General features: G+C 65.3%; 11 protein-coding genes. 7 read left to right on the top strand and 4 right to left on the bottom strand.

The features are described from left to right. Positions 1-20: 20 nt before the first annotated feature. Positions 21-1,574, bottom strand: a complete 1,554-nt coding sequence (locus MTR72_RS27280; RefSeq protein ID WP_280967199.1) for an acyl-CoA synthetase — start codon at positions 1,572-1,574, stop codon at positions 21-23. Positions 1,575-1,839: 265 nt separating this feature from the next. Between MTR72_RS27280 and MTR72_RS27275 the strand changes: the two genes are divergently transcribed. From MTR72_RS27275 to MTR72_RS27245, 7 genes are all read left to right on the top strand, one after another. Then, positions 1,840-2,976, top strand: a complete 1,137-nt coding sequence (locus MTR72_RS27275) for an acyl-CoA dehydrogenase family protein (RefSeq protein WP_280967198.1) — start codon at positions 1,840-1,842, stop codon at positions 2,974-2,976. A gap of 131 nt (positions 2,977-3,107) precedes the next feature. Then, positions 3,108-4,271, top strand: a complete 1,164-nt coding sequence (locus MTR72_RS27270; protein WP_280967197.1) for an acyl-CoA dehydrogenase family protein — start codon at positions 3,108-3,110, stop codon at positions 4,269-4,271. After that, entirely contained in the window at positions 4,271-4,927 is a 657-nt protein-coding gene (locus tag MTR72_RS27265) for a glutathione S-transferase family protein (RefSeq protein ID WP_280967196.1), read from the top strand. Before MTR72_RS27270 ends, MTR72_RS27265 begins: the two co-directional genes overlap by 1 nt. Positions 4,928-5,234: 307 nt before the next feature. Next, positions 5,235-6,035 (top strand): helix-turn-helix domain-containing protein, encoded by an 801-nt coding sequence (locus MTR72_RS27260; protein ID WP_280967195.1) that lies wholly within the window; start codon positions 5,235-5,237, stop codon positions 6,033-6,035. A 199-nt stretch (positions 6,036-6,234) separates the two neighbouring features. Beyond that, entirely contained in the window at positions 6,235-7,101 is an 867-nt protein-coding gene (locus MTR72_RS27255; RefSeq protein WP_280967194.1) for a BKACE family enzyme, read from the top strand. A gap of 114 nt (positions 7,102-7,215) precedes the next feature. Then, positions 7,216-8,832 (top strand): acyl-CoA carboxylase subunit beta, encoded by a 1,617-nt coding sequence (locus tag MTR72_RS27250; RefSeq protein WP_280967193.1) that lies wholly within the window; start codon positions 7,216-7,218, stop codon positions 8,830-8,832. After that, entirely contained in the window at positions 8,829-10,805 is a 1,977-nt protein-coding gene (locus tag MTR72_RS27245) for an acetyl/propionyl/methylcrotonyl-CoA carboxylase subunit alpha (RefSeq protein WP_280967192.1), read from the top strand. The genes MTR72_RS27250 and MTR72_RS27245 overlap by 4 nt, the downstream gene beginning before the upstream one ends. Before the next feature lie 147 nt (positions 10,806-10,952). Here the strand turns inward: MTR72_RS27245 and MTR72_RS27240 are convergent, their stop codons facing one another. The 3 genes from MTR72_RS27240 to MTR72_RS27230 are packed head-to-tail and all read right to left on the bottom strand — an operon-like array spanning position 10,953 to position 13,833. Beyond that, on the bottom strand, positions 10,953-11,939 hold the full coding sequence (locus MTR72_RS27240) for an ABC transporter ATP-binding protein (RefSeq protein WP_280967191.1): 987 nt from the start codon (positions 11,937-11,939) through the stop codon (positions 10,953-10,955). After that, a complete protein-coding gene (locus MTR72_RS27235) occupies positions 11,936-12,940 on the bottom strand; it encodes an ABC transporter ATP-binding protein (protein WP_280967190.1) in 1,005 nt (334 codons plus the stop codon). The genes MTR72_RS27240 and MTR72_RS27235 overlap by 4 nt, the downstream gene beginning before the upstream one ends. Next, entirely contained in the window at positions 12,940-13,833 is an 894-nt protein-coding gene (locus MTR72_RS27230; RefSeq protein WP_341511566.1) for an ABC transporter permease, read from the bottom strand. The genes MTR72_RS27235 and MTR72_RS27230 overlap by 1 nt, the downstream gene beginning before the upstream one ends. Positions 13,834-13,966 lie beyond the last annotated feature (133 nt).

The following is a 13,966-nucleotide window of genomic DNA, read 5'->3' as shown; positions in this document are numbered from 1 at the left end:
CCCGCGGAGGGGCGCTTTCGTCAGGCGGTGGCGACCTTGACCTTGTCGGTTTCGGAGGCCACGGAGAATTCCTTGCGTAAGGTCGGCTTATGGATCTTGCCGGTGGCGTTGCGCGGCAGCGCAGGCACAAAGCGCACCTGGCGCGGGCATTTGAAGCGCGCGAGATTGGCCGCGCAGTGCGCGAACACGTCGGCTTCGGAAAGGTTCTCACCTGGCTTGACCGCGACGATGGCGAGGCCAACCTCGCCCCATTGCGGATCGGGAATGCCGATCACGGCGGCTTCGGCGATCGCGGTGAGCTGGTGCAGGACGTTCTCGACCTCGGCCGGATAGACGTTCTCGCCGCCGGAAATGTACATGTCCTTCCAGCGGTCGACGATGTAGTAAAAACCTTCCTCGTCGACGCGCGTCGCATCGCCGGTGTGCAGCCAGCCGTCAGTGAAGGAGGATTCGTTTGCCTCCGGCCTGTTCCAGTAGCCCGGCGTGATGTTCGGTCCCTTCACCCAGAGCTCACCGAGTTCGCCGACATCGGCATCGCTGCCGTCTGGCCGCACGATCCGCACCTCTGTGTGCAGAACCGGCTTGCCGGCGGAGCCGGCTTTGCGCGCCGCATCCTCGCGGTCGAGCACCAGCACGGCCGGTGAGGTCTCGGTCATGCCGTAGCCCTGCTGCAGAGCGACGCCGCGCGCCTCCCACACCTTCAAGAGCGGCACCGGCATCGGTGCGCCGCCGACACCGCCGACGATCAGCCGAGTAAGATCGGTGGTTACGAAAGCCGGATGCTGCGCCATGAACTGGTAGATCGCAGGCACGCCGAAGAACACGTTGATGCCCTGGGCGGGATCGTTGATCAGGCCGAGCGCCGCGCCGGGATCGAAGGCGCGCATGATCAGCACGGTGCCGCCGGCATGCAGCACCGGGTTGGTGTAGCAGTTCAGCCCGCCGGTGTGGAACAGCGGCAACACGGTGAGCAGCACCGAGGACGGACCGATACAGGCGGGACCGCCGAGGTTGACGCAATTCCAGAAGGTCATGCCGTGGGTGATGGTCGCGCCCTTCGGATGGCCCGTGGTGCCCGATGTGTACATGATGGTCGAGACGTCATCGAGCGTGACTTCTTCGATTGCATCGAGCGGCTTTGTCGCGGCGATGCCGGCCTCATAGGTGCCGCCCGCGGCGAGCAGCAGGCTGGTCGCGACGTTGCAGAGCTTCGCCACGGTGAGCGCGGTCTCGGCGAGATCGGTGTCATGGATCATCACCTTCGGCGCACAATCGCCGACGATGAACTGGAGCTCGGGGACGGTGAGGCGGGTGTTGAGCGGCACGAAGATGGCGCCGAGCCGTCCGCAGGCGAACTGCACTTCCAGCGTGTCCGTCGTGTTCAGCGCCAGCACCGCAACGCGATCGCCGCGCGAGATCTGCAGCGCATCGCGCAGGAACGAGGCAAGGCGCGAGACGCGGGCGTCGAACTGCGAATAGGTGAAGCGGCGCTCGCTCGCGAGGTCGATGACCGCGACCTTGCCAGGTGTGCGGCGGGCATGATGAGCGATCCAGTCGTAATAACGAACGGCCAAAACTCCCTCCCTCGGCGGCTTTTGCCGCCTGCATTCTTGTTGCCGTGCACCAGGCCCGGCGTGGCCCTGGGAGGCCAGCCGGAGTTTGTGCACCAAGTCTTTTTTGACCCGGAGTTGGTCCGCGAGGGACGAAAACTGTCTTGCGTTCAGTTGCTAGGTCATGGCCTGCTCGGAGCAGCTCTGTCCGGTCAGCCACTCCGCGCAAGTGAGCCGCCAATGTTCCGGCCATGGTACATGCGAAGAATCGCCGTCAGCGAGGCGCGCAATGAAGAGCCCGTTCTATACCGCCGAGCATGATGCCTTCCGCGACGTGATGCGCCGCTTCGTCGCGAAGGAGATCGAGCCTTACGCCCATGAATGGGACGAGGCCGGCGAATTCCCGCGCGCGCTCTATCGCAAGGCCGCCGAGATCGGGCTGCTGGGGCTGGGATTTCCCGAGGAATATGGCGGTATTCCCGCCGACCAGTTCATGAAGATCGTGGCGAGCCAGGAGCTGGCGCGGGCCGGCGCTGGCGGCGTCAGCGCGAGCCTGATGAGCCATACCATCGGCTCGCCGCCGATTGCACGGGCAGGCCGGCCTGAGATCAAGGCAAGAGTGCTGCCGCAAATTCTCACTGGGCAGAAGATTTCCGCGCTCGCGATCACCGAGCCGAGCGGCGGCTCCGATGTCGCCAACCTTCGCACCAAGGCGCGGCGGGACGGCGATCACTACGTCGTGAGCGGCGAGAAGACCTTCATCACCTCCGGCGTGCGCGCCGACTATCTGACCGTTGCGGTGCGCACCGGCGGCGAGGGCGCCGGCGGCGTCAGCCTGCTCTTGATCGAGGGCAACACGCCGGGATTATCACGCATCAAGCTCAAGAAGATGGGCTGGTGGGCCTCCGATACCGCGACGCTGCATTTCGACGACTGCCGCGTGCCGGCCGAGAACCTGATCGGCGAGGAGGGCCAGGGCTTCAAGATCATCATGCGGAATTTCAACAGCGAGCGCATGGGCATGGCGGCGGGCTGCACCGCCTTTGCGCGGGTCTGCGTCGATGAGGCGATCGCCTACGCCAAGGAGCGCAAGACCTTCGGCAAGCCGCTCGCGCAGCACCAGGTGATCCGCCACAAGATCGTCGACATGGCGCAGAGGGTCGCAGCAAGCCAGGCTATGCTGGAGATGCTGGCCTGGCGGCTGGAGCAAGGCGAAAGCCCGGTCGCCGAGATCTGCATGATGAAGAACCAGGCGACGCAGACCATGGCGTTCTGCGCCTCGGAAGCGGTGCAGATCTTCGGCGGCGCCGGCTTCATGCGCGGCATCAAGGCCGAGCGCATCTACCGCGAGGTCAAGGTCAACGCCATCGGCGGCGGCACCGAGGAGATCATGAAGGATCTCGCGAGCAGGCAGATGGGTCTATGAATTCTCTCTCCTCGCGTCATTCCGGGGCGCGAGCGAAGCGGAGCGAGCCCGGAATCCATACTCACGATCGTGGCTATGGATTCCGGGCCCGCGCCAAGGGGCGCGTCCCGGAATGACGAGGCTGAGAGCTAATGCTGTTCACCGCCGACCACGACGACATCCGCCGCTCCCTGCAAAAATTCATCACCAACGAGATCAACCCTCATGTCGATGACTGGGAGAAGGCCGATATCTTTCCGGCGCACGAGCTGTTCAAGAAAATGGGCAGCCTCGGCTTCCTCGGGCTGAACAAGCCGGTCGAGTTCGGCGGCTCGGGTCTTGATTATTCTTACGCGTTGATGATGGCGGAGGAGCTAGGGGCCGTCACCTGCGGCGGCGTGCCGATGGCGATCGGGGTGCAGACCGACATGGCGACGCCGGCGCTGGCGCGGTTCGGCTCCGACGAGGTGCGGCGCGAATTCCTGGCGCCCTCGATCGCCGGCGATTATGTCGCCTGCATCGGCGTCTCCGAGCCCGGCGCGGGATCGGACGTCGCCTCGATCAAGACCAATGCGCGCGCCGACGGCGACGATTACGTCATCAACGGCGGCAAGATGTGGATCACCAACGGCACGCAGGCCGACTGGATCTGCCTGCTCGCCAACACCGGCGATGGACCGGTTCATCGCAACAAGTCGCTGATCTGCGTGCCCATGAAGGCCAAGGGTGTCACTGTCGCGCGCAAGCTCGACAAGATGGGCATGCGCTCCTCCGACACGGCGCAAATCTTCTTCGACAATGTCCGCGTGCCCAAACGCAACCGGATCGGTGAGGAGGGCAAGGGCTTTACCTACCAGATGATCCAGTTCCAGGAGGAGCGGCTGTGGGGCGCTGCGGCCTGCCTGAAGGCGCATGAATACATCATCAACGAGACCATCGAATATACCCGCAACCGGAAAGCCTTCGGCCAGAGCATCCTCGACAATCAGGTCGTGCACTTCAAGCTTGCCGAGATGCAGACCGAGGTCGAGCTGTTGCGCGCGTTGGTCTATCGTGCCGGGGAGGCGCTGGTCGCTGGCGAGGACGTCACCAGGCTTGCGACCATGGCCAAGCTGAAGGCCGGCCGGCTCGGGCGCGAGCTCACCGACGCCTGCTTGCAATATTGGGGCGGAATGGGCTTTACCAACGAGACGCCGGTCAGCCGCGCCTATCGCGACAGCCGCCTGACTTCGATCGGCGGCGGCGCCGACGAGGTCATGCTGATGGTCCTGTGCAAGATGATGGGCACGCTGCCCGGCAGCAGAGGAAATGCCTGATGATCACGCTCTATCACTGCGACGCCGCGCGTTCGTTCCGCCCGCTCTGGATGCTGGAGGAGATGGGCCTCCCATACGAGCTGAAGATGCTGCCGTTCCCGCCGCGGGTCTTCGCCAAGGACTATCTCGGCATCAATCCGCTCGGGACAATTCCATTCATGATCGACGGCGAAACGCGGATGACCGAGTCCTCCGGCATCTGCCACTATCTCGGCATCACCTACGGACCGACGCCGCTGATGGTTGGCCCTGAGGATCCCGCCTACGGTGCGTTCCTGAACTGGATGTATTTCAGCGACGCCACGTTAACCTTCCCGCAGACGCTGGTGCTCCGATACACCCAGCTCGAGCCGGAGGAACGCCGCAACCCGCAGGTCGCCGGCGATTATGCGAAATGGTTCTTAGGGCGATTGCGCGCCGTTGAGGCAGCGACCACGAATGCCGAAACCTTGTGCGCCGGCCGCTTCACCGCCGCTGATATCGTGATCGGCTACGCGCTCCGGCTCGCCGACGCCATCGGGCTCGCCAAGGATTTTGGGCCAAATGTCGCAGCCTATTGGGCGCGCCTGCAGCAACGCGACGGCTTCAAACGCGCGGTGGCGGCAGAGCAGAAGGCCGGGATAGAGCAGAACGTCGCGCCGCGGGTAAGGGCTTAGCTTTATTTTTGTCGTCCTAGCGAAAGCCAGGACCCATTACCACAGGGAGCAGTTTGGCGAAGACTCGTGGTCGCCAGTCCCGCGCCGCAACTTATCCCTGGGGTAACGGGTCCTCGATCAGCGCTTCGCTTCGCTGCGCTTGTCCAGGACGACGGTGTGAGGGGTTCCGGGTTCGTCCCTCGACCGTCCCGGAACGACGATGCTTTGCACCTCCATGACAGCGCTATCCCGTCGTGACAGCGCCCAAATTTCCGCTAAGGTGACCTCCGTCCGCAGCGGCCAGAGAGCCGCGCGAGGAGGACCGCCAATGGAAGACAAGGGTCGCGAATCCGACCATCTGATGCTGATCACGCCCGAGCGGGTGTTCTATGCCGGCCTGCTCGGCCGCCCGCGCAAGCGGACGCCCGGTTGCTGCCACGTCTATGTCGCGGTCAAGGGCAGCCTGCATCTGACGCTTGATGACGTCCCTGCCACCGGCGAATTGTTCGTCACCCTGCCGAATCAGCGGCATTCCATTGCCAGCGACTATCGCACTGCCATCAGCGTGACGCTCGAGCCGGAAAGCATGCCGGACGGTGTGATCGAGGCATTGGCCGAGCGGTTGACCGGACCGGATAGCGCCGCCTATGCCCGCAAGATCCTCGCGGCCTACGCGCTGCTGCGCCAGCGCCGCTATGGCGACATCACCACCGCCGAGTTCGACGAGATGTGTTTCGGCGAGGCGCTGCCGCGCCGCGTGCTCGACGCGCGCGTGACGCGCGCCGTCGCGCGCATCGAGCGCTTCTCCGGCGAGCCGGTGACGGCCGATACCTGTGCCGCGGAAGCTGGTCTCTCGGCCTCGCGCTTCCTGCACCTATTCAAGGAGGAGACCGGCATCTCCTTCCGCTCGTTCCGCGCCTGGAAGCGCGCTCGGCACCTCTTGCACTACGCCAACCAGGACCTCAACCTCGCCCATCTGGCGCAGGACATCGGCTATCCCGACTCGACCCATTTCAGCCATTCGATCCGGCGCTTCTATGGACTGAAGCCGCGCGCGATCTTCGTCGGCTCGCGCGATCTTGCGATCTATCGCAGCAGCGAGACGGTGCGGCTCGCGGAAGCGAGCTAGCATCGTCTTCCGTAGTGTGGGTTAGCGAAGCGTAACCCACCTCTTTAGTTTCTGCGGGGATGGAAGTGGTGGGTTACGTCTTCGGCTAACCCACCCTACGGCAGTGCCGTTTTTTCTAGCTTCTCCGCGCAAGAAGCCGCATGTCGCGCATCACATGATCGCCAACGTTGCACTCTCACCTCTGCGAGACATCCAAGGCATGAGCGACAAGGCCGTCATCACCTGCGCGCTGAACGGCGTGCTCACCGACCCCAAGCAGCACAACGTGCCGGTCACGCCGGAAGAGATGGCGCGCGAGGCCAGGGCCGCGTTCGATGCCGGCGCCAGCATCATGCACATCCATCTCCGCCAGCAGGCGCCGAACAAGGGGCACCTGCCGTCCTGGGAAGTCAGCGTCAGCAAGGAGATCCAGCAGGCGATCCGCGAGGCCTGCCCCGGCGTGATTATCAACCACACCTCGGGGGTCTCCGGGCCGAACTACAGCGGCGCGCTCGATTGCATCCGCGAGACCAGGCCCGAGATCGCCGCCTGCAACGCCGGCTCGCTGAACTATCTCAAAGTGAAGGCCGACAACACCTGGGCCTGGCCGCCGATGATGTTCGACAATGCGGTCGAGAAGGTGAAGGACTATCTCGACGTCATGAACGCGGTCGGCACCATCCCGGAATTCGAATGCTTCGACGTCGGCATCGTCCGCAGCGTCGGCATGTACACCCAAGTCGGCATGTACAAGGGACCGCTGGAATATAACTTCGTGATGGGCGTTGCCTCCGGCATGCCGTCCGATCCCGAATTGCTGCCGATCCTGCTCAAGCTGAAGCGCCCCGAGGCGCATTGGCAGGTTACCGCGATCGGCCGCGAAGAGATCTGGCCGCTGCACCAGCGCTGCGCCGAGCTCGGCGGCCATTTGCGCACCGGGCTCGAGGACACCTTCTATCTCGCCGACGGCAAGAAGGTGACGTCGAACGGCCAGCTCATCGAAGCGGTCGCCGCCTGCGCCCGTCGCGCCGGGCGCGAGATCGCGAGCCCTGCCGAGGCGCGGAAGATCTTTGGGACGAATCGGTAAGGTTACGCCTCAACCGTCATTGCGAGCGAAGCGACGCAATCCAGAATCTCTCCGCGGAAACAGCCTGGATTGCTTCGTCGCTTCGCTCCTCGCAATGACGTCTAGGATAGAGTTATGTCCATTCTCGAAAACACCATCTCCCCCGGCGGCGCCGCCTATCATGCCAACCGCGACGGCATGCTGGCGCTGATCGACCGCATGCGCGCGCTGGAAGAGCGCACGCGCGCCACATCAGCCGCCGCAAAGGACCGCTTCCACAAGCGCGGCCAGCTCCTGCCGCGCGAGCGGGTCGCGCTGGTGCTTGACCCCGGCGCGCCTTTCCTCGAGCTCTCGACGCTCGCGGGCTACATGTTCGATGTGCCGGATGCGAACAAGAGCGTGCCCGGCGGCGGCGTGATTGCCGGCATCGGTTTCGTCTCGGGCATCCGCTGCATGGTCAGCGCCAATGACGCCGGCATCGATGCCGGCGCGCTCCAGCCCTATGGCCTCGACAAGACTCTGCGGGTGCAGGAGCTCGCGCTTGAAAACAAGCTGCCTTACGTTCAGCTCGTCGAAAGCGCCGGTGCCAACCTCCTGCGCTACCGTGTCGAGGATTTCGTCCGCGGCGGCAACATCTTTCGCAACCTCGCGCGGCTCTCGGCGGCGGGCCTGCCGGTCGTCACCGTGACGCACGGCTCATCGACTGCCGGCGGCGCCTACCAGACCGGTCTGTCCGACTACATCGTCATGGTCCGGGGTCGCACCCGGGCCTTCCTCGCCGGGCCGCCGCTGCTGAAGGCCGCGACCGGCGAGATTGCGACCGAGGAGGAGCTCGGCGGCGCCGAGATGCACACGCAGATCTCCGGGCTCGGCGACTATCTCGCCGAGGACGATCGCGACGCGCTGCGTATCGCGCGCGAGATCATGGCGGCTATGCAATGGGAGCGGCCGGGCAGGGTGGCTGCGCAGTTCAAGCCGCCGCGCTACGACCAGGACGAGCTGCTTGGCATCATGCCGATGGATCACAAGCGTCCCGTGGATATGAAGCAGGTGATCGCACGCATCATTGACGATTCCGACTTCACCGAGATGGCGCCGAACTACGGTCCGGCCACCGTCTGCGGCCATGCCCGCATCGAGGGTCAGGCGATCGGCATCATCACCAACAACGGCCCGCTCGATCCCGCCGGCGCCAACAAGGCGACTCATTTCATCCAGGCCTGCTGCCAGACCCGCACGCCGCTGCTCTATCTCAACAACACCACGGGCTACATGGTCGGAAAAGCCTATGAAGAAGCAGGCATGATCAAGCATGGCTCGAAAATGATCCAGGCGGTGACATCGGCGACGGTGCCGCAGATCACCATCTATTGCGGCGCCTCCTTCGGCGCCGGCAATTACGGCATGTGCGGCCGCGGCTTTCATCCGCGCTTCTGCTTCTCCTGGCCGAACGCCAAGACCGCGGTGATGGGCGGCGAGCAGGCCGCCGAGACCATGGCGATCGTGACCGAGGCCGCGGCCGCACGGCGCGGCAAACCGATCGAGAAGGACAAGCTGGAGGCCATGAAGGCGCAGATCGTCGGCGTCTTCGACGGCCAGATGGACGTGTTCTCGACCAGCGCCCGCGTGCTCGACGACGGCGTGATCGACCCGCGCGACACGCGGGCGGTCCTGTCCGAGGTGCTCGCGATCTGCCGCGAGGGCGATGCACGGAACCCCCAGCGCATGCAATTCTCGGTGGCCCGGCCATGAGGAACGGATCAGCGCAGCAGCGGCCGTTCTTCAAGGTCCTAGTCGCGAACCGCGGCGAGATCGCGTTGCGGGTGATGCGAAGCGCTCGGCGGCTGGGCCTCGGTGTCGTTGCAGTCTATTCGGACGCGGACCGCGATGCTCTGCACGTGCGGCAGGCAGACCAGGCCGTGCGCATCGGCGAAGCCTTGCCGGCGCAATCCTATCTCAACATATCAGCGATCATTGCCGCGGCGAACGCGAGCGGCGCGGACGCCGTGCATCCCGGTTATGGATTTCTTGCCGAGAACGAGGAGTTCGCACAAGCCTGCAAGGAGGCCGGTCTCGTCTTTATCGGCCCGTCGTCGCAGGCGATCGAGGCGATGGGCAACAAGGCCGGCGCCAAGGAACTCATGAAGAGGGCCGGTGTGCCCATCGTGCCCGGCTATCAGGGAGCGGAGCAGGACGACGAGGTGATGCTCGGGGAAGCCGGGAGGATCGGCTTTCCCGTGATGATCAAGGCGGTCGCTGGTGGCGGCGGACGTGGCATGCGGCTCGTGGCCGACGCCGCATCGTTTCCCGGCGCGCTGCGCAGCGCGCGGTCGGAGGCGAAAGCTGCATTTGGCGATCCTACAGTGATCCTTGAACGCGCCATCCAGAACCCGCGCCACATCGAGATCCAGGTGTTAGGCGATGCGCACGGCAACGCCATTCACCTCGGCGAGCGTGACTGCTCGGTGCAGCGGCGGCACCAGAAGCTGATCGAGGAGGCGCCGTCGCCTGCCGTCACGCCCGAGCTGCGCGCGAAAATGGGCGAGGTGGCCGTCGCCGCCGTGAAGGCGCTGCGCTACGAAGGCGCCGGCACGCTTGAATTCCTGCTCGATGAGAACGGCGAATTCTACTTCATGGAGATGAATACGCGCCTCCAGGTCGAGCATCCCGTGACCGAGGCGATCACCGGGCTCGATCTCGTCGAGCTGCAGTTGCGCATCGCGCGCGGCGAGCCGCTGCCGGTGAAGCAGCAGGACGTCAGGTTCTCCGGCCACGCCATTGAGGTACGGCTGTGCTCGGAGGATGCCGCGCACGACTTCATGCCGCAGTCCGGCCGCATGGCGCGCTGGCAGGTGCCGGAAGGCATCCGGGTCGAACACGCGCTGCAGTCGGGCTCGGAGATTCCGCCCTTTTACGATTCCATGATCGCCAAGGTCATCGCCCATGGTGCGACGCGTGAAGAGGCGCGCAGCCGCCTGATCTGCGGCCTGGAGCAGCTCACGGCCTTCGGCGTGACTACCAACCAGGCCTTCCTGATGTCCTGCTTGCGCCATCCCGGCTTTGCCAGGGGCGAGGCGACAACAGCGTTCATCGGAGCGCATCGCGACGAATTGCTGGCGCCCGGCAAGGCCAGCGCGTTTGAGGCAGCGCTCGCCGGCCTCCTGCTCTACGTCACCGATCCGCATGCGCCATCATGGCGCGGCGGGCGGAGTCTCGCAGCAACGTTTCCGTTGCCGGTCAGGATCGAGATTGCCGGTCGCGTCCACGAGCTCGAAGTCACGCGCGAGCGCGACGGCAGCTATACGGTGGCGGGCGATGGCCGACAAGACAGGTTCGAGATCGATCAGCTCGAGTCCGACGCCGTTCGCTTCCGCCACGACGGTGTGATGGACAATGCAAAATTCCTGCGCGATGGCGACCGGCTCTACCTTGGGCATCGCGGCATCCCGCTTGCGGTAACGGATCTGACCCTTGCTGCGCCGAAAGCCGCCGCAGCAAACGGCGGTGACGGCAAGGTCCGCGCCGCGATGAACGGCCGCGTCGTCGCCGTGCTGGTCAAGCCCGGCGACCGCGTCACCGCCGGCCAGCCGGTGATGACGCTGGAGGCGATGAAGATGGAGCACGTCCACAAGGCCGGCATCGACGGTGTGGTCTCCGCGATCGATGTCACCGAGGGCGAGCAGGTCACCACGGGGAAGATCGTGGTGGAGATCGAGGCGGGTTAGCGCCGCAAACACCGCAATCGTAGGGTGGGTTAGCCAACTACGTGCGCCGAAGCTTCCACAAGCGAAGGCGGAAAGCGTAACCCACCACTTTATGTATCCGCGATGAGAAAAGCGGTGGGTTACGCTTCGCTAACCCACCCTACAATTCTATTGCCCCCGCCCCGTCCCCTCATTCAGCAGACACGCCACCCTGTGCCCTTCACCCGCCTGTAGCAGCGCCGGCCGCTCCGTCCTGCATCGCTCCATCGCAAACCGGCAGCGCGTGTGAAACGCGCAGCCGGACGGCGGATTGACTGGACTCGGTACGTCGCCCTCGACCAGCGGCGCGATCTTCTTGGCATGCGGGTTCGCGATCGGCACCGAGGCGAGCAGGGCCTGCGTGTAGGGATGGCGCGGATTGCGGAACAGCTCGTCCTTGTCGGCGATCTCGACGATGCGGCCGAGATACATCACCGCGACACGGTGGCTGATATGGGCGACCACCGCCAGGTCATGCGCGATGAAGAGGTAGGAGAAACCGTGCTGCCGCTGCAGGTCGATCAGCAGGTTGATCACCTGCGCCTGGATCGAGACGTCGAGCGCGGAGACCGGCTCGTCGCAGACGATCAGCCGCGGCTCAAGCGCGAGCGCGCGCGCGATGCAGATGCGCTGTCGCTGGCCGCCGGAAAACTGATGCGGGAAGTTGCGCATCTGGTCGGGCCGCAGGCCCACCTGCTCGAACAACTTTGCGACGCGCGTCTCCAGCGCCTTGCCGCTGGCCAGCCCATGCACGGCCAGCGGCTCACCGACGATGTCGCCCGCGGTCATGCGCGGGTTGAGCGAGGCGAACGGGTCCTGGAACACGATCTGCATCGAACGGCGATGCGGCCTGAGATCGGTCTTGGAGAGATGGGTGATGTCCTCGCCCTCAAGGCGGATCCGGCCCGAGGTCGGCTCGACCAGCCGCAGCACGCTGCGCGCGACCGTAGACTTGCCGCAGCCGGATTCGCCGACGAGGCCGAGCGTCTCGCCGACACCGAGCGCGAACGACACGCCGTCGACCGCATGCACGGTGCCGACCTGCCGGCGCAGCACGCCCGCGCGCACCGGGTAGTGCTTCTTCAGGTCAGTGACCTCGAGCAGCGCTTCGGTCATGCGACCTCCGCGACTTCAGCCGCGCGCCAGCAGGCGGCGAGATGGCCGCCGCCCTGATCCAGGAGCGGCGGATATTCCTCGCAGCGCTTGATCGCGAGCTTGCAGCGCGGCGCGAAAGCGCAGCCTGCCGGCAGGCGCACCAGCGAGGGCACGGTGCCGGGAATTTCGTTGAGCCGGGCCTGCGTCGCGACGCCAGACGCCGGCACCGCCGGGATCGAGGCCATCAGCCCGCGCGTATAGGGATGCTTGGGTGCGGCGAACAGCGCCTCGACGGTCGCCTCCTCCACCTTTTTCCCCGCATACATCACGATGACCCGTTGCGCCGTCTGCGCGACGACGCCGAGATCGTGCGTGATGAGCACGAGGCCGGTGCCGAGCTCCTTCTGCAAGTCGAGGATCAAGGCCAGGATCTGCGCCTGGATGGTGACGTCGAGCGCGGTGGTCGGCTCGTCGGCGATCAGCAGCGCCGGCCGGCAGGCAAGCGCCATCGCGATCATCGCCCGCTGGCGCATGCCGCCCGAAAGCTGGTGCGGATACTCCCGTGCGCGCCGCGCCGGCTCCGGGATGCGCACCAGGCGCAGCATTTCGATCGCGAGGTCTTGGGCCTCTTTGGCCGGCATGTTCCGGTGCAGCCGCACCGCTTCGATGATCTGGTCGCCGATCCGCATCACCGGATTGAGCGAGGTCATCGGCTCCTGGAAGATCATCGAGATGCGATTTCCCCGGATCGCGCGCATGGCCGCATCATCCAGCGCCAGGAGATCGGTGCCTTCGAGCGTCACAGAGCCACCGACGATACGGCCCGGCGGATCGGGCACGAGCCGCATCAGCGACAGCGCGGTGACGCTCTTGCCACACCCGGACTCGCCGACGATCGCCAGCGTCTCGCCGCGCCTGACGGTAAACGAGACGTCGTCCACGGCCTTGAACAGGCCGGAATTCGTGAAGAACACCGTTTTCAGGTTCTTCACATCGAGCACGATATCGGATTTTTTCGTCATCAGCCGCGCTGCCTCGGATCCAGAATGTCGCGCAGGGCGTCACCGAACAGATTGGTGCCGAACACGGCAAGGCTGATCGCGATGCCCGGAAAGATCACCAGCCACGGCGCGGTGCGGACGTATTCGGCGGCCGATTCCGACAGCATGCGGCCCCAGGACGGATAGGGCTCGGGAATGCCGAGGCCGAGGAAGGAGAGCGAGGCTTCGGTGAGAATGGTCGAGCCGAGCTGCGCGGTGGCAAGCACGATCAACGGCGCCAGCGTGTTCGGCAGCACGTGGCGGACCGCGATCCGCATCTCGCTCATGCCGATCGATTTGGCGGCCTCGACGAACGGCTGCTCGCGCAGCGCCAGCGTATTGGCGCGGATCACGCGGGCGACGGTCGGGATCAGCGGAATGGCGATCGCGATGATGACGTTCGGCAAGGACGGACCGAGCGCGGCCGTCATCACCAGGGCCAGCACCAGCAGCGGCAGTGCCTGCAGGATGTCGGAGACGCGCTGGAATACGAGGTCGAACCAGCCGGAGAGGTAGCCCGAGGTCAATCCCACGATCACGCCGATGGTGCCACCGAGCGCCGTCGAGCCGAGGCCGACCGCGAGCGATATCCGCGCGCCGTGGATGATACGGCTGAACACGTCGCGGCCGAAGGAATCCGTACCCATCCAGTGCGCGGCGCTGGGGCGGGCCAGCGCACGCGCGGCATCGACCGTCAGCGGATCATAGCGCGCGATGAAGTCGGCAAAGACGGCCGTGAACACGAATACCGTCATGATGATGAGCCCCGCTGCGCCCAGCACATGGCGCTGCGCCAGGAACAGCACCCGCCGCCAGCCGCCGGTCGCATGGGCGCCAGCGCGCCTCAGTTCGAGATCATAGTCGATCGTGGCCATATGCCTACCTTCTCCCTCTTCCCGCTTGCGGGGAGAGGGTTGGGGTGAGGGGGGCTCTCCGCAGGGGTGGTGAGAGCTGGACTCGCGGAGAGTCCCCCTCACCCGAATTCGAGCTGCGCGCGAATTCGACCTC

This window comes from Bradyrhizobium sp. ISRA442 (assembly GCF_038085055.1).
In the GTDB taxonomy this organism is placed as follows: domain Bacteria; phylum Pseudomonadota; class Alphaproteobacteria; order Rhizobiales; family Xanthobacteraceae; genus Bradyrhizobium.
The sequence above is the reverse complement of the archived record's forward strand: the minus strand, read 5'-3'. Positions and strand labels throughout refer to the sequence as shown.